This is a genomic window from Ruania zhangjianzhongii (assembly GCF_008000995.1).
GTDB classification, from domain to species: domain Bacteria; phylum Actinomycetota; class Actinomycetes; order Actinomycetales; family Beutenbergiaceae; genus Ruania; species Ruania zhangjianzhongii.
In genome coordinates this window covers 2,926,413-2,948,919 of the sequence record NZ_CP042828.1, presented here as the reverse complement: position 1 = coordinate 2,948,919, position 22,507 = coordinate 2,926,413, and the positions used below count along the sequence as shown (strand labels likewise).

General features: G+C 69.5%; 21 protein-coding genes. 12 read left to right on the top strand and 9 right to left on the bottom strand.

Annotated elements, in window-relative coordinates:
* Positions 1-88: 88 nt before the first annotated feature.
* The gene (locus FU260_RS13740; protein ID WP_147917580.1) at positions 89-1,111 is read left to right on the top strand and encodes a TerC family protein; all 1,023 of its coding nucleotides are present in this window, start codon (positions 89-91) and stop codon (positions 1,109-1,111) included.
* A 4-nt stretch (positions 1,112-1,115) separates the two neighbouring features.
* Here the strand turns inward: FU260_RS13740 and FU260_RS13735 are convergent, their stop codons facing one another.
* The 3 genes from FU260_RS13735 to FU260_RS13725 are packed head-to-tail and all read right to left on the bottom strand — an operon-like array spanning position 1,116 to position 2,544.
* Positions 1,116-1,412, bottom strand: coding sequence for a YciI family protein (locus tag FU260_RS13735; RefSeq protein ID WP_147917579.1), 297 nt, complete (start codon positions 1,410-1,412; stop codon positions 1,116-1,118).
* Between the two features lie 29 nt (positions 1,413-1,441).
* Positions 1,442-2,137, bottom strand: a complete 696-nt coding sequence (locus FU260_RS13730; protein ID WP_147917578.1) for an MBL fold metallo-hydrolase — start codon at positions 2,135-2,137, stop codon at positions 1,442-1,444.
* Entirely contained in the window at positions 2,134-2,544 is a 411-nt protein-coding gene (locus FU260_RS13725) for a VOC family protein (protein ID WP_147917577.1), read from the bottom strand. Before FU260_RS13725 ends, FU260_RS13730 begins: the two co-directional genes overlap by 4 nt.
* Before the next feature lie 368 nt (positions 2,545-2,912).
* Between FU260_RS13725 and uvrA the strand changes: the two genes are divergently transcribed.
* Positions 2,913-5,891: an excinuclease ABC subunit UvrA gene (gene uvrA, locus FU260_RS13720; RefSeq protein ID WP_235912346.1), complete on the top strand. Its 2,979-nt coding sequence runs from the start codon at positions 2,913-2,915 to the stop codon at positions 5,889-5,891.
* A 51-nt stretch (positions 5,892-5,942) separates the two neighbouring features.
* Here uvrA and FU260_RS13715 read toward each other — a convergent pair whose 3' ends face one another.
* Positions 5,943-6,425 (bottom strand): OsmC family protein, encoded by a 483-nt coding sequence (locus FU260_RS13715; RefSeq protein WP_147917575.1) that lies wholly within the window; start codon positions 6,423-6,425, stop codon positions 5,943-5,945.
* A 33-nt stretch (positions 6,426-6,458) separates the two neighbouring features.
* Here FU260_RS13715 and uvrC point away from each other — a divergent pair, with 33 nt between their 5' ends.
* The 10 genes from uvrC to FU260_RS13665 all read left to right on the top strand — a co-directional run bounded on the left by uvrC (position 6,459) and on the right by FU260_RS13665 (position 17,101).
* Positions 6,459-8,471 carry an excinuclease ABC subunit UvrC gene (gene uvrC / locus FU260_RS13710; RefSeq protein WP_147917574.1) on the top strand — a complete coding sequence of 671 codons (2,013 nt, stop codon included), beginning with the start codon at positions 6,459-6,461 and terminating at the stop codon, positions 8,469-8,471.
* A 4-nt stretch (positions 8,472-8,475) separates the two neighbouring features.
* Complete coding sequence (gene rapZ / locus FU260_RS13705) at positions 8,476-9,423, top strand: RNase adapter RapZ (RefSeq protein WP_147917573.1); 948 nt, start codon at positions 8,476-8,478, stop codon at positions 9,421-9,423.
* Between the two features lie 8 nt (positions 9,424-9,431).
* The gene (locus FU260_RS13700; protein WP_187368394.1) at positions 9,432-10,427 is read left to right on the top strand and encodes a gluconeogenesis factor YvcK family protein; all 996 of its coding nucleotides are present in this window, start codon (positions 9,432-9,434) and stop codon (positions 10,425-10,427) included.
* 17 nt (positions 10,428-10,444) lie between these two features.
* Positions 10,445-11,425, top strand: coding sequence for a DNA-binding protein WhiA (gene whiA / locus FU260_RS13695; RefSeq protein WP_147917571.1), 981 nt, complete (start codon positions 10,445-10,447; stop codon positions 11,423-11,425).
* 192 nt (positions 11,426-11,617) lie between these two features.
* Entirely contained in the window at positions 11,618-12,625 is a 1,008-nt protein-coding gene (gene gap, locus FU260_RS13690; protein WP_147917570.1) for a type I glyceraldehyde-3-phosphate dehydrogenase, read from the top strand.
* A 121-nt stretch (positions 12,626-12,746) separates the two neighbouring features.
* Complete coding sequence (locus FU260_RS13685; RefSeq protein ID WP_147917569.1) at positions 12,747-13,943, top strand: phosphoglycerate kinase; 1,197 nt, start codon at positions 12,747-12,749, stop codon at positions 13,941-13,943.
* A 29-nt stretch (positions 13,944-13,972) separates the two neighbouring features.
* Positions 13,973-14,770, top strand: coding sequence for a triose-phosphate isomerase (gene tpiA, locus FU260_RS13680; protein ID WP_147917568.1), 798 nt, complete (start codon positions 13,973-13,975; stop codon positions 14,768-14,770).
* A gap of 87 nt (positions 14,771-14,857) precedes the next feature.
* The gene (secG, locus tag FU260_RS13675; RefSeq protein WP_147917567.1) at positions 14,858-15,103 is read left to right on the top strand and encodes a preprotein translocase subunit SecG; all 246 of its coding nucleotides are present in this window, start codon (positions 14,858-14,860) and stop codon (positions 15,101-15,103) included.
* A gap of 13 nt (positions 15,104-15,116) precedes the next feature.
* Positions 15,117-15,464, top strand: coding sequence for an RNA polymerase-binding protein RbpA (locus FU260_RS13670; RefSeq protein WP_147917566.1), 348 nt, complete (start codon positions 15,117-15,119; stop codon positions 15,462-15,464).
* Positions 15,465-15,679: 215 nt separating this feature from the next.
* Positions 15,680-17,101, top strand: a complete 1,422-nt coding sequence (locus tag FU260_RS13665; RefSeq protein WP_147917565.1) for an HNH endonuclease signature motif containing protein — start codon at positions 15,680-15,682, stop codon at positions 17,099-17,101.
* A 4-nt stretch (positions 17,102-17,105) separates the two neighbouring features.
* On the opposite strand, the gene FU260_RS13660 is transcribed toward FU260_RS13665, so the two are convergent.
* From FU260_RS13660 to zwf, 5 genes are all read right to left on the bottom strand, one after another.
* Entirely contained in the window at positions 17,106-18,677 is a 1,572-nt protein-coding gene (locus FU260_RS13660) for a PH domain-containing protein (RefSeq protein ID WP_147917564.1), read from the bottom strand.
* The gene (locus FU260_RS13655) at positions 18,674-19,183 is read right to left on the bottom strand and encodes a PH domain-containing protein (RefSeq protein ID WP_147917563.1); all 510 of its coding nucleotides are present in this window, start codon (positions 19,181-19,183) and stop codon (positions 18,674-18,676) included. The genes FU260_RS13660 and FU260_RS13655 overlap by 4 nt, the downstream gene beginning before the upstream one ends.
* A 101-nt stretch (positions 19,184-19,284) precedes the next feature.
* Positions 19,285-20,034, bottom strand: a complete 750-nt coding sequence (pgl, locus tag FU260_RS13650) for a 6-phosphogluconolactonase (RefSeq protein WP_147917562.1) — start codon at positions 20,032-20,034, stop codon at positions 19,285-19,287.
* A complete protein-coding gene (locus tag FU260_RS13645; RefSeq protein ID WP_147917561.1) occupies positions 20,031-20,969 on the bottom strand; it encodes a glucose-6-phosphate dehydrogenase assembly protein OpcA in 939 nt (312 codons plus the stop codon). Before FU260_RS13645 ends, pgl begins: the two co-directional genes overlap by 4 nt.
* Positions 20,966-22,498, bottom strand: a complete 1,533-nt coding sequence (gene zwf / locus FU260_RS13640; RefSeq protein WP_147917560.1) for a glucose-6-phosphate dehydrogenase — start codon at positions 22,496-22,498, stop codon at positions 20,966-20,968. The genes FU260_RS13645 and zwf overlap by 4 nt, the downstream gene beginning before the upstream one ends.
* Positions 22,499-22,507 lie beyond the last annotated feature (9 nt).

Sequence of the window (22,507 nt, the reverse complement as noted above, 5' to 3'; positions counted from 1 at the left end):
TCGACCTCGAGGTCGACTCGGTGCCAGCGGCCCGATTCTCGGGTGGGGGAGACCTCCGGTGCCAGTTCAACTCACCGGAGGTTTCTTGATGGATGTACAGCCCTGGGTCTGGGGCGTCACGATCGGTGTGATCGTGCTCATGCTCGCGATCGACTTCTTCGGCCATGCCCGCAAGGCGCATGAGCCGTCGCTGCGGGAGGCGGCGCTGTGGTCGCTCGCCTACGTAGTGATAGCCCTGGTGTTCGGCGGATTCGTCTGGTGGGAGTGGGGATCGGACTTCGGCGTGCAGTACTTCTCCGGCTATGTCACGGAGAAGTCGTTGTCGGTGGACAACCTGTTCGTCTTCGTGCTGATCTTCACCAGCTTCCGAGTGCCCCGGCAGTACCAGCAGAAGGTGCTGCTGATCGGCATCATCATCGCGCTGGTGCTGCGGACCGTCTTCATCTTCGTCGGCGCAGCAGCGGTGAACGAGTTCGCGGCGGTGTTCTACCTGTTCGGCGCCTTCCTCATCTACACCGCGATCACGCAGCTGAAGAGCAACGACGACGAGGACGACGGTAAGGAGAACATCGCCGTCCGGGTGGTGCGGCGGATCTTCCCGACCACGGGCGACTACGTCGGCGACAAGCTGCTGCACAAGCACGACGGCCGCTGGCACGTCACCCCCATGCTGGTGGTGATCATCGCCATCGGCAGCGCCGACGTGCTGTTCGCAGTGGACTCCATCCCGGCGATCTTCGGCCTGACCCAGGAACCGTTCCTGGTGTTCGCGGCGAACGCCTTCTCCCTGCTCGGCCTGCTGCAGCTGTACTTCCTCATCGACGGGCTGCTGGACCGCCTCGTCTACCTGAACTACGGCCTGGCCGGCATCCTCGGGTTCATCGGCGCCAAGCTGGTGATCCACGCCCTGCACAAGAACGAGGTGTCGTTCATCAACGGTGGCGAGCCGTGGACGGTGATCCCGGAACCGGGCACGATCACCTCGCTGGTCGTGATCGTCGGCATCCTGGCGATCACGACGATCGCCTCGCTCACCTTCGGTCGGCGGAAGCTGCCGGCTGAGTCTGAGTCTGAGTCTGAGGTTGAGGCCGAGGAGCAGGAGCGGGGCTAGAGCACTAGTTCGCCTCGTCGGCGAACGGGCCGATCACCGGATTCCAGCCGCGCACGCGGCGCTCGGTGATCAGCCCGGCTTGCTGGAACGGGTCGGCGTCGAGCATCTGCTCGACGCCGGCGGCGTCCTCGGCAATGATCAGCAGCAAGGCCCCCGGGCTTTCGCCGACCCAGGGACCGGAGGCGAGCAGCCGACCCTCCTCCAACAGGCTGCGCAGGAATGCACGGTGCCCGGGGCGGATCCGCTCCATGTCAGTGGCGCGGTCCGGGTCGTAGCTGTACTCGACGGCGAAGGTGCTCATGGCCGTCGACTGTACCCGTGGTCGGCCGGTCACCAGCCCCGTGCTCGCCACTCGGGCAGGGCCGGTCGCTGCGCGCCGAGGGTGGTGTTGTCCCCGTGCCCGGGCAGCACCACCGTCCCGTCGGGCAGGACAGCGAAGACCCGCTCGGTGACATCGGCGATCAACTGCTGGAAGTCCGCAGCCGACCCCGTCTTGCCCACCCCACCCGGGAACAAGCTGTCACCGGTGAAGACCAGGGGCGGGGCGCCGTCGTCGGCAAGAACGAGCGCCACGGAACCGGGCGTGTGTCCGCGAAGGGCGACCACGTGCAGACCGAGGGAGCCCACGGTGACCTGGTCGCCGTGACCCAGGCGGTGATCGACCGTTGCTCGCAGCTGGTCGGCATCGGGACCTCCGGCCAGGACCGGCGCGCCCGTGCTGGCGACGAGCTCGGCGAGAGCGCCGTGATGATCGGGATGCCGGTGCGTGGTGAGGATCCCGACCAGCGACCCGGTGGCCGCCTCGGCTGCCAGCAGCTCCTGCAGCCGCGTGGCATCGTCGGCGGCGTCGATCAGCAGGTGGTCGCCGGTGCGCCGGTCCACGATCAGGTAGGCGTTGTTGTCCATCGCGGACACGCTCGCCTTGTGCACCTCGGCATTGGCGGTACGCCAGACGGCGGTGGGCCCGCCACGCTGCACGTGTCCCGGGACGATCGGGTTAGATCCGGAAAGTTCGGTGGTGGTCATGGCAGCAGGCTCTCACCCAGCGGCGTCGGGTTCACCGCGATCTCCCACCGGAAGCCGTCGGGGTCGGTGAAATATCCGGAGTAGCCGCCCCATTCGCGCTGGGTCGCGGCCTCCGCTGCACCCCCGGCAGCGCGGGCTTCGACCAGGACGGTATCCACCTCGTCCGGGGTGGCGAGGTTGTGCGCGAGTGTGATCGGTGGGGTGCCGTCGCGGGTCACCGGGCCGATCTCGGCCTCGGCATGATCGCGTTGCCACAGGGACAGGAGCAGGCGCTGCCCGATCCGGATCATCAGCACCTCCCCGGGCACGTCCACGTCGGCAGTCCAGCCCAGCCCGTCGAGATAGAACGCGCGGGTTCGGCTGAGGTCGTCGACGACGAGGGTGATGAGGCTGAGGCGTTGGTCCATGTCGGCAGCCTGCCACGGCGCGCCGACAACGACCGGGGCGAGCGACGGTGGGGGTGTCGGTCAGGGCTGGGGTGTGGCCGGAGCCCGTACCTGCCGGACGGGCCGTTGCGGTGTTGGATTGACGTGCCCAGTACGTCACACCCACACCACAGGCAAGGAGCGCCGCACGAGCACTTATCCGGCCCGCACTCGCTTCATCACGACCCCCGGGTGGGTGTCCTCCCACGTGATGGTGCAGTGCACCACCACGACGGGCGCTGACCTGCGCACACGCTCAGGCACCCCCTCCAGGACCCCACCCGGAAATGAGCAACTGTGACCAACCCAGCATCTCGAACGGTTGTACGATGTCGGTGGCTCGTCCTACCATGGCATCCGTGAGTGACTCCCTCCTGATTCGCGGCGCGCGCGAGCACAACCTCCAGAACGTCGATCTCGAGCTTCCCCGGGACCGGCTGATCGTCTTCACCGGTCTGTCCGGATCCGGGAAGTCCTCTCTGGCGTTCGACACGATCTTCGCCGAGGGGCAGCGCCGCTACGTCGAGTCCCTGTCCGCCTATGCCCGGCAGTTCCTCGGCCAGATGGACAAGCCGGATGTGGACTTCATCGAGGGACTGTCCCCGGCGGTCTCGATCGACCAGAAGTCGACGAACCGCAACCCGCGCTCGACCGTGGGCACCATCACCGAGGTCTACGACTATCTGCGGCTGCTGTTCTCCCGGGCCGGTACTCAGCACTGCCCGGTATGTGGCGAGCGCGTCGTCGCGCAGAGCCCGCAGCAGATCGTCGACCGGCTGCGCGAGATGCCCGACGGTACCCGGTTCCAGGTGCTCGCCCCGGTGGTCCGCGGGCGCAAGGGGGAGTACTCCGAGCTATTCCGGGACCTGCAGTCCCGTGGGTTCGCCCGCGCCGTGGTGGACGGTGAGCTGATCCAGCTCGCCGAGCCGCCCACACTGGAGAAGAAGCTCAAGCACACCATCGATGTGGTGATCGACCGGCTCGTGGTCCGGGAGAACATCCGCCAACGGCTGACCGACTCGGTGGAGACCGCGCTGGGTCTGGCCGAGGGCCTGGTGATCGCCGACTTCGTTGATCTCGACGCCGACGACCCGGATCGGCAGCGGCGGTTCTCGCAGAACCGGGCCTGCCCGAACGACCACCCGCTGACCCTGGAGGAGATGGAACCACGCACCTTCTCCTTCAACGCCCCCTACGGCGCCTGCCCGGAGTGCACCGGGATCGGCACCCGCCTGGAGGTAGACCCGGGGCTGGTGGTGCCGGACGAGGAGCTCAGCCTCGCCGAAGGCGCGGTGGCGCCGTGGGCGAGCGGCAGCTCGCAGTACTTCGACCGGATCCTGACCGCGCTCGGCGACGATCTCGGCTTCTCCGTGGACGTGCCGTGGCGCGCGCTGCCCAAGCGCGCCAAGGAAGCGGTGCTCTACGGCAAGGACCACAAGGTGCACGTGCGGTACCGGAACCGGTGGGGCCGGGAGCGGTCCTACTCCACCGGCTTCGAGGGTGCCATCGCCTTCCTCCAGCGCCGGCACACCGAGACCGAGTCGGAATGGTCGCGGGACAAGTACGAGGAGTACATGCGCGAGGTGCCGTGCCCGGTTTGCCAGGGCGCCCGGCTCAAGCCCGAGGTGCTCGCGGTGACCGTCGGCGGGAAGTCGATCGCCCAGGTGTGCGACCTGTCCATCCGGGAGTCGAAGTCCTTCCTCGACGGTCTGCAGCTGGGCCAGCGGGAAGCGGCGATCGCCGGCCAGGTGCTCAAGGAGATCCACGCCCGGCTCGGCTTCCTGCTCGACGTCGGCCTGGACTACCTGAGCATGTCCCGGCCGGCCGCCACGCTCTCCGGCGGCGAGGCCCAGCGGATCCGGCTCGCCACCCAGATCGGCTCCGGTCTGGTGGGAGTGCTGTACGTGCTCGACGAACCGAGCATCGGACTGCACCAGCGGGACAACCGTCGCCTGATCGACACCCTGACCCGGTTGCGGGACCTGGGCAACACGCTGATCGTCGTCGAACATGACGAGGACACCATCCGCACCGCGGACTGGATCGTGGACATCGGCCCGGGCGCGGGGGAGCAGGGTGGGCACATCGTGCACTCCGGCGACTACCCGGGCCTGCTCGAAGCTCCTGGTTCGATCACCGGTGCGTATCTGGCCGGCCGTAGCAGCATTCCGATTCCCGCGCAGCGGCGCGAGCCGGACTCCGGGCGGTGGCTCACCGTGCAGGGCGCGCACGAGAACAACTTGCGCAGTATCGACGTGGCCTTCCCCCTCGGCACCTTCACTGCGGTGACCGGAGTGTCCGGCTCGGGCAAGTCCACCGTCGTGAACGCGATCCTGTACAACGTGCTCGCCAACGAGCTGAACGGCGCCAAGCACGTGCCCGGCCGGCACAAGCGGGTCACCGGTCTGGACGACCTGGACAAGGTGGTGCACGTGGACCAGAGCCCGATCGGGCGCACCCCACGGTCCAATGCCGCCACCTACACCGGGGTATGGGACCACATGCGCAAGCTGTTCGCCGAGACCACCGAGGCGAAGGTACGCGGCTATACCCCCGGCCGGTTCTCCTTCAACGTCAAGGGTGGCCGCTGCGAGTCCTGCAACGGTGACGGCACGCTGAAGATCGAGATGAACTTCCTGCCGGACGTGTACGTGCCGTGCGAGGTGTGCCACGGGGCCCGGTACAACCGGGAGACCCTCGAGGTGCACTACAAGGGCAAGACCGTGGCGGACGTGCTGGACATGCCGATCGCGGAGGCTGCCGAGTTCTTCGCCGCAGTGCCGGCGATCTCGCGGCACCTGCGCACCCTGGTGGACGTCGGCCTGGGCTACGTGCGTCTCGGGCAGCCGGCCCCCACCCTCTCCGGCGGTGAGGCGCAGCGGGTGAAGCTGGCCTCCGAGCTGCAGAAGCGGTCCACCGGGCGCACGGTGTACGTGCTGGACGAACCCACCACCGGGCTGCACTTCGATGACATCCGCAAGCTCCTGGACGTGCTCCAGGGTCTGGTGGAGAAGGGCAACACGGTGATCGTGATCGAGCACAACCTGGATGTGATCAAGAACGCCGACTGGGTGGTCGACATGGGCCCGGAAGGGGGCTCCGGTGGTGGACTGGTGGTGGCCGAGGGCACCCCGGAGGACCTCGCCAAGGTGGAGACCTCGCACACCGGCCACTTCCTCGCCGAGATCCTCGGCACCGATGCCCAGGCAGATCTGCGCCCGGTGACCACAGTGGCCGCGCTGACCCGCCCCAAGGCTCGGTCCGCACGCCGCAAGGAGGCTGCCGCCAAGGGGAAGGCACGGCGGACGAAGTCCGCGGCGACCGCCTGAGCGCCGCTGCGGGCCAGCTGCTGCGCCCCCGGCCGCGGGTGGCCGGGCCGGCTAGGCGCGGGCCACGACCTCCGTGGTCAGCGGGGAGTGCCGCACCGGGAAGTTCACCGAGCGGGCGATGAAGCAGTGGTCGTGCGCCTGCTGGTGCAGTGCGGCGATCACATCCTCGCCGACCGGCTCGGCCACACTCACCCGCGGGTGCAGCACCACTTCGGTGAACTGCCCGGCGCCGGCAGTCTCCACCCGCATCGTTCCGGCGGCCCGGTCGGTGTACCCGGTGACCACCACGCCACCCATTGCAGCCTTGTGCAGGAACCAGAGCATGTGGCACTGCGCGAGCGCCGCCACGAACAGGTCCTCGGGGGAGTACCGGTCCGGATCACCGCGGAAGGCGACGTCCGCCGAGCCGGGCAGCGGCGGCTTGCCCTCGATCCGCACCACGTGGTCACGCCCGTAGGAGGTGTAGGACTCGGTGCCGCGCTCACCGGCTCCGGACCAGTCCACGACGACTGAATATGAGTGAAGGGGTCCCATCACCACACGCTAGCGCGAACTACTCTGGAGGGCATGGCCGACCCCTCCACCTACCGTCCCCGCCCGGGGGAGATCCCCACAGATCCCGGGGTGTACCGGTTCCGGGACAGCCACCGGCGGGTGATCTACGTGGGCAAGGCGAAGAACCTGCGCGCCCGGCTGAGCAACTACTTCCAGAACGTGTCCGGACTGCACCCGCGCACGCAGCAGATGGTCACCACCGCGGCGAGCGTGGAGTGGACCGTCGTGGGCACCGAGGTGGAGTCCCTCGCCCTGGAGTACTCCTGGATCAAGCAGTACGACCCCCGGTTCAACGTCAAATACCGCGACGACAAGTCCTACCCGTACCTGGCGGTGACGATGAGCGAGGACGTGCCGCGGGTGCTGGTCACCCGCGGCGCCAAGCGCAAGGGCAACCGCTACTTCGGGCCGTACTCGCACGCGTGGGCGATCCGGGAGACGGTCGACCTGCTGCTCCGGGTGTTCCCGATCCGGTCCTGCTCCCAGGGGGTGTACAAGCGTGCTCAGCAGACCGGGCGACCCTGTCTGCTCGGCTACATCGACAAGTGTGCGGCGCCGTGCGTGGAACGAATCAGTATCCCCGACCACCGGGACCTCGCCGAGGAGTTCTGCGACTTCATGGCCGGTCAGACCGGGCCGTACGTGCGCCGGCTGGAGCAGGAGATGAAGCAGGCCTCCGCCGAGCTGGACTTCGAACGGGCGGCGCGGTTGCGCGACGACCTGGCGGCACTGACCAAAGTGGTGGAGAAGAACGCGGTGGTGCTTCCGGACGGCACGAACGCGGATGTGTTCGCGATGGCTGCCGACGAGCTCGAAGCCTCGATGCAGGTGTTCCACGTGCGGGACGGGCGCATCCGCGGACAGCGCGGCTGGGTGACCGAGCGAGTCGAGGACGTCACCGAGGCCGAGCTGGTGGAGCGGCTGCTGGAGCAGGTCTACGGCGATCTGACCGACGGGGAGGAGGCCGCGCATTCGGTGCCCCGGGAAATCGTGGTGCCGGTGCTGCCGGCGAACCTCGAGCAGGTGACCGCCTGGCTGCGGGGCATCCGCGGTGCCGGGGTGCGGATCCACGTGGCCCAGCGCGGGGACAAGCGTGCCCTGGCCCAGACGGTGCGGCAGAACGCCGTGCACGCGCTCGCGCTGCACAAGACCCGGCGGGCCGGTGACCTGACCGCCCGGTCCCAGGCGCTCGCCGAGCTGACCGAGTACCTGGGCCTGGCCGAGTCCCCGCTGCGGATCGAGTGCTACGACATCTCGCACACTCAGGGCTCGGAGCAGGTCGGCTCGATGGTGGTGTTCGAGGACGGGCTGCCCCGCAAGAGCGAGTACCGGCACTTCGTGGTCCGCGGGCCGGACGGGACCGGCGCGCGGGACGACACCGAGGCGATGAACGAGGTGCTCACCCGCCGGTTCCGGCGCTACCTGGCCGAGCAGCAAGGGGTGGCCAGTGGTGAGGTGGACGCTGCCGAGGACGGGGAGCAGGTGGCCGGCGGCGAGCTGAGGACCGCCGTCGCGGAGAAGCGCCGGTTCGCGTATCCGCCGCAGCTGGTGGTGGTCGACGGCGGAGCTCCCCAGGTCGCAGCGGCTCACCTGGCGCTGGGCGAGCTGGGCATCACCGACGTGGCAGTGGTCGGCCTGGCCAAGCGGCTCGAGGAGGTATGGCTGCCCGGGGAGGATTTCCCAGTGGTGCTGCCGCGTACCAGCGACGGGCTGTTCCTGCTGCAGCGGCTGCGGGACGAGGCGCACCGGTTCGCCATCACCCATCACCGCAAGCGCCGTGGCAAGGGGATGACCCGCTCGTCCCTGGATGCCGTGCCCGGCCTCGGGCCGAAGCGCCAGGCTGCGCTGCTGCGGCAGTTCGGCTCGGTGCGCTCGCTCACCGAGGCGGAGGTGGCCGACATCGCCACGGTGCCCGGGATCGGCCCGGCCCTGGCCGCCACGATCTCCGCCGCGCTGCGCGCTAGTTCCGGTGCCGGAGAATCGAGTGCATCCAGCGCGCGGGATGCATCCGACGTGCCATCCTGAACCCATGAGCGACCCGAGCCGGCCCGAGCCGCCACCGACCGTTCCGCAGGGGATCCCACTGCTCGACGAGACCGCCCCGCCGCCGGAGGACGACCGCCCCGAGGTGCTCATCATCACCGGGATGTCCGGGGCGGGCCGGACCCGCACCGCGGCCGTGCTGGAGGACCTGGAGTGGTACGTGGTGGACAATCTGCCACCGCGGATGTTGCTCGCACTGGCTGGGATGATGACCCAGACCGACGGTGGTGTGCGGCGGCTGGCCGCTGTGGTGGATGTGCGGTCCCGGGAGTTCTTCGCCGACCTGGTGCAGGTGCTCGCCGATCTGCGCAGCGCCCGCCTGGACTACCGGATCGTGTTCCTGGACGCCTCGGACGAGGCGCTGGTGCGCCGGTTCGAGCAGGTGCGGCGTCCGCACCCGCTGCAGGGGGATGGTCGCATGCTCGACGGGATTGCCGAGGAGCGACGCCTGCTTGCGCACCTGCGCTCACGTGCCGACGTGACCATCGATACCAGTGAGCTGTCCGTGCACGACCTGGCTCGCGCCGTCCGGGACGTGGTGGCTACCGAGACCGAGACCAAGCTGCGGGTCACGACGGTCTCGTTCGGTTTCAAGTACGGACTGCCGCTGGACGCCGACCATGTGGTGGACGTGCGGTTCCTGAAGAACCCGTACTGGGTGACCGAGCTGCGGCACCTGACCGGGAAGGACGAACCGGTGCGGGACTACGTGCTCGGCCTCCAGGGTGCCGATGACTTCGTCGACCGGTACGTCGCCGCGATCAACCCGGTGCTGGACGGCTATCTGGAGGAGCAGAAACCGTACGTGACGATCGCCGTCGGCTGCACCGGCGGCAAACACCGGTCGGTGGCGATCTCCGAGGCGATCGCCAGCCGCCTGCGGGCGCAGGGACGAACAGTGCGCACGGTGCACCGGGACCTGGGGCGCGAATGAGGATCGGCATGCCCCCGGTACGCGCCTACCGGCGTGAGGATCAGCTGCGCGCCGTCGCCCTCGGTGGTGGCCACGGGCTGTCCGCCACCCTCGGGGCGCTCCGGCACGTGACCACCCAGGTCACCGCAGTGGTGACCGTGGCCGACGACGGCGGCTCCTCCGGGCGGCTGCGCCAAGAGCTGGGCGTGCTGCCGCCGGGGGACCTGCGGATGGCTCTGTCCGCGCTGTGCGACTCCTCGGACTGGGGGCACGTGTGGCGGGACGTGCTGCAGCACCGATTCAGCTCACCGGGGCCGCTGGACGGACACGCGCTGGGCAACCTGCTGATCGCCACCGTCTGGGAGCTGCTCGAGGACCCGGTGGCCGGGCTGGACCTGATCGGGCAGCTGCTCGGCGCGAAGGGCCGGGTGCTACCGATGGCCTCGGTGCCGCTGGACATCGAGGCGGACGTCGCCCTGGGGGAGGGGCCCGGTGCGACCCGCTCTCTGGTGCGTGGCCAGAGCCGGCTGGCGGTCACCTCCGGCCGGGTGGAGCGGGTTCGGCTGATCCCGTCCGAACCGCCGGCGTGTGCCGAGGCGGTCGAGGCGATCCGGGCCGCCGACTGGGTGATCCTCGGCCCCGGCTCCTGGTTCACCTCGGTGATGCCGCACCTGCTGGTCCCCGAGATCGCCACCGCCCTGAACGAGACCCGGGCGCGCCGGGCACTCACCTTGAACCTGTCGGCGCAGGACGGGGAGACCACCGGCTACAGCGCCGCCGACCACGTGCGCTCGCTCACCGAGTATGCACCGGACCTGCGCTTGGACGTGGTGGTCGCCGATCCATCCTCGGTGGAGGACCTGGACGACCTGACCCAAAGCGCACGGGCCCTCGGTGCCCGGTTACTCTTACGTCAGGTCAGCGAGGGCGACGGCAGGCCGCAGCACGACATGCTGCGGTTGGCTGCCGCCTACTCGGATGCGTTCGAACGCTTCTTGGGCGACGTCGGAGAGAGGTCAGGATGAATGGCAGGATGGCGCTCATGTCATTGACCGCCGACGTGAAGGACGAGCTGGCCCGACTGCGGGTGGACAAGATGTCCGCCCGCAAGGCCGAGGTCGCCGCCACGCTGCGGTTCGCCGGGGGCCTGCACATCATCTCCGGGCGGATCGTCGTGGAGGCCGAGCTGGATACCGGGGTGGCCGCACGCCGGCTGCGCCAGGCGATCCACGAGGTGTACGGCCACACCAGCGAGGTGATCGTGGTCTCCGGGGGTGCACTGCGCCGGGGCAACCGGTACGTGGTCCGGGTGGTCACCGGGGGAGAGGCGCTGGCGCGGCAGACCGGTCTGCTCGACTCTCGCGGTCGCCCGGTGCGCGGGCTGCCCCCGCATGTGGTGAACGCCAGCACCGGGGACGCCGTCGCCGCCTGGCGGGGGGCGTTCCTCTCCCGCGGGTCGCTGACCGAACCGGGCCGGTCCTCCGCTCTTGAAGTGACCTGCCCAGGACCGGAGGCGGCACTCGCCCTGGTCGGCGCGGCCCGCCGGCTCGACGTTCCCGCCAAAGCCCGCGAGGTGCGCGGTGTGGACCGGGTGGTGATCCGCGACGGAGACGCGATCAGCGCCCTGCTCACCCGGATGGGTGCGCACGACGCGGTGATCGCCTGGGAGGAGCGGCGGATCCGGCGCGAGGTGCGCGGGACCGCGAACCGGCTGGCGAACTTCGACGACGCCAATCTGCGCCGCTCCGCACAGGCGGCCGTAGCCGCAGGTGCCCGAGTGGAGCGCGCCTTCGAGCTGCTCGGTGAGGACGTCCCGGATCACCTGCAACAAGCTGGCCGGCTGCGGCTGGAGAACAAGCAGGCCAGTCTGGAGGAGCTCGGCCAGCTGTCCGAACCGCAGCTGACCAAAGATGCGATCGCCGGGCGGATCCGGCGTCTGCTGGCGATGGCGGACAAGCGCGCCCACGAGCTCGGCGTCCCGGACACGGAGAGCAACCTCACCCAGGACATGCTCGACATGTGATCACGCTCACTCTTGACTTGCTCCTGAACTGACCGTGGTGCCCGCCGGGTGTACCGTAGAACCTGCGGTGAACACCCACGCCGAGAACCCGGCGGCCGGTGTCATCGAACCCCCGGATCCCGTGGGATACGCGCCACCGGCGCAACCTGAACCCAGACGCTATGCGCGCAGTGAGCGCGCCAGGAGGAAAACGTGACCATCCGCGTCGGCATTAACGGCTTCGGCCGCATCGGACGGAACTTCTTGCGCGCCGTGCTGGCCAGCGGCGCCGACATCGAGATCGTCGGTGTCAACGACCTCACCGACAACGCCTCGCTCGCCCACCTGCTGAAGTTTGACTCGATCCTCGGCAAGCTGGACCAGGAGGTCTCCCACGACGAGACCTCCATCACGGTCGGTAGCCAGACCTTCAAGGCGTTCGAGGAGCGCGACCCCGCGAACCTGCCCTGGGGTGAGCTCGGCGCTGACATCGTGGTCGAGTCCACCGGCATCTTCACCGACGCCACCAAGGCCAAGGCGCACCTGGACGCAGGCGCCAAGAAGGTGATCATCTCCGCCCCGGCGAAGAACGAGGACGCCACGTTCGTGGTGGGTGTGAACCACACCGACTACGACCCGGCGAACCACCACATCATCTCCAACGCCTCCTGCACCACCAACTGCCTGGCGCCGTTGGCCAAGGTGATGGACGAGAAGTTCGGGATCGTGCGTGGCCTGATGACCACGATTCACGCCTACACCGCGGACCAGAACCTGCAGGACGGCCCGCACAAGGACCCGCGCCGCGCCCGCGCCGCCGCGCTGAACATCATCCCCACCTCCACCGGTGCCGCCAAGGCGGTCTCCCTGGTGCTGCCGCAGCTGGCGGGCAAGATGGACGGCTACGCGCTGCGGGTGCCGGTGCCGACCGGTTCGGCCACCGACCTGACCTTCACCGCCTCCCGTGAGGTGACCGTCGACGAGGTGAACGCCGCCGTCAAGGAGGCAGCCGCCACGGACGCGCTCAAGGGCATCCTCGTGTACTCCGAGGACCCGCTGGTCTCCTCCGACATCGCCGGGGACCCGGCGTCGAGCATCTTCGACTCCGGTCTCACCAAGGTGATCGGCGACCAGGTCAAGGTCGTCTCCTGGTACGACAACGAGTGGGGCTTCGCCCAGCGGATGGTCGACCTGACCAGCTACGTCGGCGAGCGGCTCTGAACTATCGCTGCTGCCAGCTCGCGCCCGTGTGCCAGTGCGCACGGGCGCGAGTCATGTCCGCACCTGAGGACCAGCCCCCGCGGCACCTGAGCGACCATCAGAACAAGGGAAAGACTTGCATATGTTGACCATCGACGATCTCGGCGACCTGCGCGGCAAGCGGGTCCTGGTCCGGTCTGATTTCAACGTCCCGCTGGACGGCAGCACGATCACCGACGACGGGCGGATCCGCGCCGCACTGCCCACGCTGCGCCGGCTGGTCGACGCCGGTGCCAAGGTCATCGTCACCGCGCACCTGGGCCGGCCGAAGGGTGCTGTGGACCCGGCCTTCTCCCTGGGCCCGGTGGCCAGCCGGCTCGGCGAGCTGCTCGAGGCGCCGGTGACGTTGGCTCCGGACACCGTCGGCGAGGGGGCCAAGGCGGCCGCCGCAGAGCTGGCCGAGGGGCAGGTCCTGCTGCTGGAGAACATCCGCTTCGATGCGCGCGAGACGTCCAAGAACGATGCCGAGCGGGCCGAGCTGGCCAAGGACCTGGCGGGCCTGGCTGAGGTGTTCGTCTCCGACGGGTTCGGTGTGGTGCACCGCAAGCAGGCCAGCGTCTACGACATCGCCAAGGAGCTGCCGAGCGCCGTCGGCTCGCTGGTGCAGACCGAGGTCGAAGCCCTGCGCCGTGCGACCGTCGACCCCGGTCGCCCATACGTGGTGGTGCTCGGCGGCTCGAAGGTCTCCGACAAGCTCGGAGTGATCGCCAACCTGCTCACCAAGGCCGACCGGCTGCTGATCGGTGGCGGAATGGTGTTCACCTTCCTCGCCGCGCAGGGCTACCGGGTCGGCAGCTCGCTGCTCGAGGAGGACCAGATCGAGGTGGTGAAGGGTTACCTGGACACCGCGGCTGACCGTGGTGTGGAGATCCTCTTGCCCACCGACATCGTGGTGGCCCCGGAGTTCAAGGCCGACTCGCCGGCCACCGTGGTGCCCGCAGCCGATATGCCCGCCGACCAGATCGGTCTGGACATCGGTCCGGACTCGGGTGCCGCGTTCGGTGCGGCGATCCGCGAGGCGAAAACCGTCGTCTGGAACGGCCCGATGGGCGTGTTCGAGTTCGACGCCTTCGCTGACGGCACCAAGGCGGTCGCCGAGGCGATGGTCGACGCGACCGCTGAGGGTGCCTTCACCATCGTCGGCGGCGGCGACTCGGCTGCGGCGGTGCGCACCCTCGGCTTCGACGAGGGCGGTTTCAGCCACATCTCCACCGGCGGCGGTGCCTCTCTGGAGTTCCTCGAGGGCAAGACCCTGCCCGGTATCGACGTTCTGAACTGACGACCCACGGCCCGGAAAGGCAACGATCGATGGCAACCACCCGCACCCCGCTGATGGCGGGGAACTGGAAGATGAACCTCGACCACCACGAGGCGACCCACCTGGTGCAGAAGCTGGCCTGGACCCTCAAGGACGCCAAGCACGACTACTCCTCGGTCGAGGTGGTGGTCTGCCCACCGTTCACCGACCTTCGCTCGGTGCAGACCCTGGTGGACGCCGACAAGCTCGAGATCGGCTACGGCGCGCAGGACGTCTCCGCGCAGGAGAAGGGCGCCTACACCGGTGAGATCTCCGCGACGATGCTGGCCAAGCTCGGCGTGAGCTACGTCGTCGTGGGCCATTCCGAGCGACGTCAGTACCACGGTGAGGACGACACGCTGGTCGGCGCGAAGGCCAAGGCGGCCCTGGCCGCCACGCTCACCCCGATCGTGTGCGTGGGTGAGGGGCTCGAGGTGCGTCAGGCGGGGGAGCAGGTCGCCTACACCCTCGCCCAGGTCGACGGCGCGTACGACGGCATCTCCGCCGAGGACGCTGCCCGTACTGTGATCGCCTACGAACCGGTCTGGGCGATCGGCACTGGTGAGGTGGCGACCCCGGAGGACGCGCAGGAAGTGTGCGCTGCCATCCGCGCCCGGCTCGCGGAGCTGTACTCCACCGAGGTAGCCGAAGCGGTGCGAGTGCTCTACGGCGGCTCGATGAAGTCGGGCAACTGCGCCTCGCTGATGGCGCAGCACGACATCGACGGCGGTCTGATCGGCGGCGCAAGCCTGCAGGCCGAGGAGTTCGCATCGATCGTCCGGTACCAGTCTCACCAGGTGGGGCTCTGACCCGGTGCGCATATCGCGTAGACTCTGTGCGTCCCCCGTGCGCAGATGCCGCGCACGCGCAGTCCAGATGAGGAAGTACGCGCAACCGTGACGATCCTGACCATCGTTCTTGAGGTCCTGCTGGTGCTGACCAGCGCGATGCTGGTGTTGACCATCCTCATGCACAAGGGCAAGGGCGGAGGGCTGTCCGACATGTTCGGTGGCGGCCTGTCCTCCAGCCTCGGCTCCTCCGGGGTGGCGGAGCGGAACCTGAACCGGATCACGGTCGGTTCGGCCATCGTCTGGGGCGTCGTCATCGTGCTGCTCGGTCTCGTGCAGCGCTTCGCATTCTGAAGCAGGGAGCAACATGGCAGGCGGTAGTGCGATCCGAGGATCCCGCGTCGGTGCGGGGCCGATGGGTGAGGCCGAGCGCGGAGAGGCGGCCCCTCGGGTCTGGGTGTCCTACTGGTGTGCCGGCGGCCACGAGACCCGTCCGAGCTTCGCCGAGGAGCAGGGCCTGTCGGTGCCGGAGACCTGGGATTGTCCGCGCTGCGGCCTGCCCGCCGGCCAGGACCGGGAGAACCCGCCGTCGGCGCCGCGGAACGAGCCGTACAAGACCCATCTGGCCTACGTGAAGGAACGGCGCAGCGACGCCGAGGGCGAAGCCCTGCTGGACGAGGCCCTCGCCGCGCTGCGCGCCCGCCGCGGCGGCTGACCGCAGCGCCACTGCACTCGCAGAGCAAGTCCTGGGCGACGGCGGTGCTGCCGTTTGCAGGTGGCGGTTGCCGTGACTAGTGGAGCACCACCGAAGGACCGCAGGACGCTCCCGCGGGAGCGCCCAGCGGGCTCGAACGGCGGCCCCGCCGACCAGAGTGTCACACCCGCTCCCTATCCTGGAACAGTTGTTCGAGGAGAGGGTGAGGGATAGGGATGAATGAGTGGACGGAGTCGCCCACCGAGCCGCCGCGGCCGGTAGCCGAGCTTGCCGATGAGCTGGGATCGCTGGCTGCCGAGATCGCGGCGCACACCGCTCGGTTTCTGCATGTCCTGGCGGAGTTCGATGCCCAGCAGGGGTGGCAGCAGTACGCCGGGATGTGCTCGTCTGCGCACTGGTTGTCGTGGCGCTGCGGCATATCTGCCTCGACCGCACGCGAGCATGTCCGCATCGCGCGCGCCCTGAGCGCGCTGCCGTTGACCGACACGGAGTTCGCTGCGGGCCGGCTGAGCTACTCCAAGGTGCGCGCGATCACGCGGGTAGGCACAGCGGCGAACGAGGACGAGCTGGTCCAGGCGGCCAAGGCGGCCAGCGCTGTCCAGCTGGACCGGCTGTGTGCCGGCATCCGTACCGGGGCTTCGCTGGAAGAGATCAACGCCCAGCATCGTCGCCGCCGACTGAGCTATCGGGTCGACGACGACGGGTCGGTGTGCCTCTCGATCAGAAGCGCACCCGAGGACGGTGCGGTCATCGTGGAGGCACTGCGCCGGGCCCAGGACTATCTGGAGCACACGGAGACGGCGGCGGACCACGCTACGGCGAGTTCGTTGGCGGACGATCTCGCCCACACCGAGCACACACTGCTGGACGCTCTGGTGCTCATTTGTGAGCAGAGTAGCGTCGGTCCGGTCCGCACACCCGAGGCGCTGCCCGCTCCGAAGGGTCCGGGTGACTGTGTCCGGGCCTCACGGCGCAGCGAGACCGTGCTGCACGCGACCCTCAACGATCTGGCCGACGCTGCCGGCAGCGGAATCACGGGGCCACATCTGGAGCTCGGGCCGGCCCTGCACCCCGAGACTGCGAGACGTCTGTCCTGTGACACCGGGGTGGTGCTGCAGCTGCACGAGGACGCTCCCGCGGGAGCGCGGCGCGAGGTCCTGATCAGCGCGAACGGGCGGTCGGGACGCACGATCGACCTCGGGCGCAGGCATCGGCGCCCGAACGCCGCCTTGTTCCGGGCGCTGTGGGACCGTGACCAAGGTTGCGTGTTTCCGGGCTGCGGTCGGCGCCGCTACCTGCACGCTCGCCATCTCCGGCACTGGGCTCTCGGCGGACCGACGACCCTGCAGAACATGGCGTTGCTGTGTGGTCAGCACCACCGTCGGCACCACGAAGGTGGCTTCGAACTCCGCCGGGGCCCGGACGGCACCCTGCACACGTACAGCCCGGATGGCACAGTGGTGGAGCCGGTGCCAGCATCCGCGGCCCGCTCAGCGGCCGAGAGGCCGGCGCTGAGCGGCGTCACCGACCAGCTCACCGCCACCGATGCTCGCCCGTTCGACCTGGGCTACGCCGTCTCCACGCTGTTGATGAACCGACGCGCGCGGCTCGAAGCCGAGGAACGGCGCGCCGCGTGACGGCTCAGGTTCCGGCCGGCTCGTGGCTGGGGAGGTCCTCGCGCTCGAGGAACGGGGTGAGCAGCCCGGGTACCGCCTCCTCGGCGACGGCCAGCCCCGGGCCCGTGGCCACGTCCACCACGGAGTAACGCCCACGTCCGGCAGCCGTCGTGGCGGTCACCGTGAGCACTCCCACGCGGCGCTGGAAGAGGGACTGCCGCACCCGCCAACCGATGATCCCTGGCCGGTCGAGCGCCACTGTGGTGCGCCGGATGCTGCCGCGGCGGGCGAGCAGGTGGGCGGCGGTCAACTCGTGCCCCAGGTTCCGTGCCGAGTCCACCGCGACAGCCACCGCCAGCACCGAAGAGCCGAGCACGGCGGCCACGATGACCGAGGTCCAGAACGCCGTCGGGCGCAGCAGTGCCACCAGCATCACGGCCACCACCAGGAGCCCGACGATCAGAGCGCCCGCGCGGACCAGGCGCCGGGTCCGGGCCACCGGCGGGTGCGGACGCAGCTCGTCCGGTAGTGCCCGGCCGGTGATCTCCTCGGCCACCTGGAGCGGGACCGCGCGAGGCGCCCCGGGCACGAGGGTCGCGCTGTCCTGCTGTTCTGCGTCGGCGCGCAGGCCGGTGGCGACGACGTCCAGACGGGCGGCTCCGGCCAGCCGGACACCGAGCGGCTCGACCAGCTCCACACCCCGGATCCGGGAGGCCTCGAAGCTGACCGACCGCGAGGTGAGCAAACCGCGGTGCACCCGCAGCGCCTGCTCGGAGCGCTCCAGCCGGTATCCCCACCAGGACTCCACCCAGAGTGCCGTCATCGCCACGGCTCCGACCACGACGAACACCACGATGGCGGCCAGCAGTGCCGGCCAGGCCCCGATCCGGTCGGTGATCTCGCCGGCCCACTCCACCGGGAGTGCCGGCACGCCGGCCCACTCCGCAACCTGGAAGATACCGCCGGCAGCACCCACAGAGAACAACAACGTGAACACAGAAACCGGCGCATACCGGATCCAGGCCGGTGACCACTGGGCCAGCAGCTCCGGACCCTCGGTAGCCGGTTCGGCCTGCTCCCGGCGCAGCAGTTCGCTGCGCAGTCGCTCACCATCGGCGCGGGGGATGGGGTCGAGCACGATCGACTGCCCGGTCCCCTCGGTCACCTTCTCCCCGGTGCCGAGGCTCAACCGCACCAAGCCGAACATCCGCAGCAGCAGGTGGGCGGTCAGGTCGACGTTGCGAATCCGCCCCCGGGCCAGCGAACGCCGGCGTTTGAAGAGGATGCCGCTGTGCATCTCCAGACGCTGCCCGGTGAGCCGGTAGCGGGTGGTGCGCCACCGCAGTCGATCGGCCACAGCACTGCCACCGGTCACCAGGACGGTGCCAGCCAGGCACAGCACCAGCGCCAGTGGCCCGTGATCGCCGCCGAGCCAGACCGGGACCACGATCAGTACCGACGTGCCCAGGCAGAAGGCGAACAGCAGCAGCGCGGTGACCGCCACCGTGGAGGGGGCCAGGGTGAGCCACGTGGGGCTGTCGGCCCCGGTGCTGGCCGACGGCGTGGGGTCGGGCTCCGCAGGCGGGGCGCCTCTCACGTGGCGTCACCTGGGGTGGCGTTGGTGATCAGGCTGAGCTCGTGGGCCAGCTCGGCGGCCTGTTCGTGCTCCATCCCAGCGATCGTCACCGGTCCGGCCGAGGACGCAGTGGTGACCACCACTGTGGCCAGGCCGAGGGCGCGCTGCAGTGGACCTCGGGTGCTGTCCACGGTCTGGATCCTCGACATCGGGGCGATCCGCCAGGTCTGCCAGAAGTAGCCGGTGCGGGTGTAGACCGCCTCGTCGGTGACCTCCCACCGGTGCTTGGCGTACCACCATAGCGGTAGCAGCACGCCGAGCACGCCGCCACCCACCGCGATCAGCACCGCCGGCAGGAACAGCCAGAACCGGGCGGGGGCAATCAGGATCCCGAGCACCACCAGCACCAGGACACCGGCGGCCGTCCAGCCGAGGATCGTCCACCGCCACCACGCCACCACCCGCGGGTCATAGCGATGCTGTGGCGGGCGCAGCCGGAGCGTGGACGGACCGTCGGGCGGAGTCATCAGTGCCGAGCCTGGCAAAGACCAGACGAAACTACAAGCAGATTTTCAGCCCCGCGCCACCGGTGACTCCAGACCGCCCGTGGCACCAGACTGCCGGGTGGCTACTGCCCAGCGGCCTCTGCGTCCACCAGCCAGAGCGTCAGGTCCCGGCCGGCAGCCGCCGCCACCGGCAGCTCGTCCGGCTCAGCACCTTCGAGCGCACGGCTGACCTGGTCGGCCTTCGCCGCACCGGAGACGATGATCCACACCTGCCGGGCACTGTTCAGCACCGGCAGCGTCAGCGAGATGCGTTCCGGCGGCGGTTTGGGGGAGTCCGGCACTCCGATCACCGTACGGTCGGTGACCGCCACTGTGCCGTGACCGGGGAACAGCGAGGCGATGTGTCCATCCGGCCCCATCCCGAGCAGCACCAGGTCGAGATCGGGCGTCACAGCACCCTCCGGTGCGAACGCGGCCAGCTCCTCGGCGTAGGCGCGGGCCGCGGCGTCCACATCCTTCGCCTCGTCCGAGGACGGCATCCGGTGCACGTTCTCGTCCGGGATCGGCAACCGCGCGAGCAGCGCCTCACCGGCCTGCCCCTCGTTCCGGTCGGGGTCCCCGCCCGGAACGAACCGTTCGTCGATCCACCAGATGTGCACTCCGGAGAAGTCCACCACCCCGAGCAGGTCGGAGTGACCGATCTCGGCGAGCACCTGGGTGCCGATCGTGCCGCCGGTGATCGCCACATGTACCGGGTGGCGAAGGGACTGGGCGTCCGCCAGGGCGAGCAGGAACCGGGCCGCCGCTGCGCGGGCCAGCGTATCGGCGTCCGGGTGCACCACCACAGCGCGTTCGCCGCTGCTCCCGGTCATCGGGCCACCTCCGCGGTCGCGACCTGAACCTTCGGCAGGCCGTCCACCAGAGTCCGGCGGTACACCTCGTCCGGGTCGAGCCGGCGCAGGTCCTCCATCAGGCAGTCCTCCAGGGGTCGTTTCGGCATCGCGATCTGGTGCTCCGGGTGGCCCGGCTGGTTGAGCGTCACCACACTCGAACCTTCCGGGCGGTGCATCGAGATGGTGTCGCTGCCCAGCTGCAGCTCCACACCGGTGATCGCCGTCGCGTCCGGATCGCCCTGCAGCACCGTGGGCACCTCCAAGTACGTGGCCAACCAGGCAGCGAACAGATGGGTGGAGGGCCGTACCGATGACCCGTAGACCGTCACCCGGTCCACCCGGGCCGTGGTCTGGTCCAGTGCTGCCGCGGTGATCCCGCGCCACAGCGTCGTGCGGGCCCAGGACAGGTCGGTGTCCCCAGCGGTGTAGCCGGCGCCCAGATCGGCAAGCAGCTCGATCGCACCCTCGCACTCGCCCACGTCACTGATCCGGCGATGGGCCATCGCACCCAGCGGCTCGGCGCCGAGCACCGCCGGCGGGCGGCTGGGCCACCACACCACGATCGGTGCATCGGGCAGCAGCAGCGGCATCACCAGTGTGTCGACCTCGGCCCGCGCTCCGCCGAACGGACGCAGCACCACCACATCGGAGGCACCGGCGTCGGCACCGATCCGGATCTCCGCATCGAGGGCGACGTCGGCTCTGCCGTTCGCCTGGTCCACCACGATCACCCGGCAGGGGTGTTCGCGGCTGGCCCGGTTCGCGGCCTCCACGGCGGTCTCCGCCTCGTCCCCGGTGGCGATGATCACCAGGGTGAGCACCCGGCCGAGCGCCACCACCCCGCCCTCTTCGCGCAGGTCGACCAGTCGGGCACCGATCTCGGCCGTGCTGGTGTCCTCGAGTGTGATGATCACGGTCGCCTCCAGGTTCGTCCGTCCCGAGCCAGCATGGCGTCCGCCGACGGCGGACCCCACGTGCCGGCGCGGTAGGGCTCCGGTCGCCCGGTGCTATACCAGTGCTCGATGATCGGGTCCAGGATCTGCCAGGACAGCTCGACCTCGGGCTGGTGCGGGAAGAGTGGCGGGTCGCCGAGCAGCACATCCAGGAGCAGCCGCTCGTAAGCCTCCGGAGAGGACTCGGTGAAGGCATGGCCGTACCCGAAGTCCATCGTCACGTCCCGGACCTCCATCGCGGTACCGGGCACCTTGGACCCGAACCGGATGGTGACGCCCTCGTCCGGTTGGACGCGGATCACCAGGGCGTTCTGGCCCAGCTCCTCGGTCTCGTTCAGGCCGAAGGGCAGGTGCGGGGCACGGGTGAACACCACCGCGATCTCGGTGACCCGGCGGCCGAGCCGCTTACCGGCCCGGAGGTAGAACGGCACCCCCGCCCAGCGGCGGGTGTCCACGTCCAACCGGATCGCCGCGTAGGTCTCGGTCACCGAGTCCTGGGGCACACCGTCCTCGTCCAGATACCCCTGGACCTCCGAGCCGCCCTGCCAACCACCCGCGTACTGCCCCCGGGCGGTGTGCCGGCCGATATCGGCGGGCACCCGCACCGCGGAGAGGACCTTCTCCTTCTCCGTGCGCAGCGCACCGGCCTCGAACGAGACCGGCTCCTCCATCGCGGTCAGGGCGAGCAGCTGGAGCAGGTGGTTCTGGATCACGTCCCGGGCGGCGCCGATCCCGTCGTAGTAGCCGGCGCGCGAGCCGATGCCGATGTCCTCGGCCATCGTGATCTGCACATGGTCCACGTAGTGGGCGTTCCAGATCGGCTCGAACAGCTGGTTCGCGAACCGGAGGGCGAGCAGGTTCTGCACCGTCTCCTTGCCGAGGTAGTGGTCGATGCGGAACACCGCGTCGGGTGGAAACACCTTCTCCACCACATCGTTCAGTGCCCGAGCGGAGTCGAGGTCGTCACCGAACGGCTTCTCGATCACCACCCGACGCCAGCTGCCCGGCGTCGAGGTGGACAGCCCGGACTCGGACAGCTGCTGACACACCACCGGGAACTGGGCCGGGGGGATGGACAGGTAGAACGCGTGGTTCCCGCCGGTGCCGCGTTCGTTGTCCAGCTCCTCCACGGTCTGGGCCAGTCGGGCGAAGGACTCCTTGTCGTCGAACGTGCCCTGGACGAACCGGAAACCCTTGGCGAGCTGTTCCCACACCCGCTCATCGAACGGGGTGCGGCAGTAGGACTGGATCGCTTCGTGGGCGATGTCCCGGAAGTCGTCGTCGTCCCAGTCGCGACGTCCGAAACCGGTCAGCCCGAAGCCGGGCGGCAGCAGGCCCCGGTTGGCCAGGTCGTAGACGGCGGGCAGCAACTTCTTCCGGGACAGATCGCCGGTCACCCCGAACAGCACCAGGCCACCGGGGCCGGCGATGCGGGGGAGACGGCGGTCCGCCGGGTCGCGCAGGGGATTACCTCGTGCAGCGGACGGCATGCGGCTGGG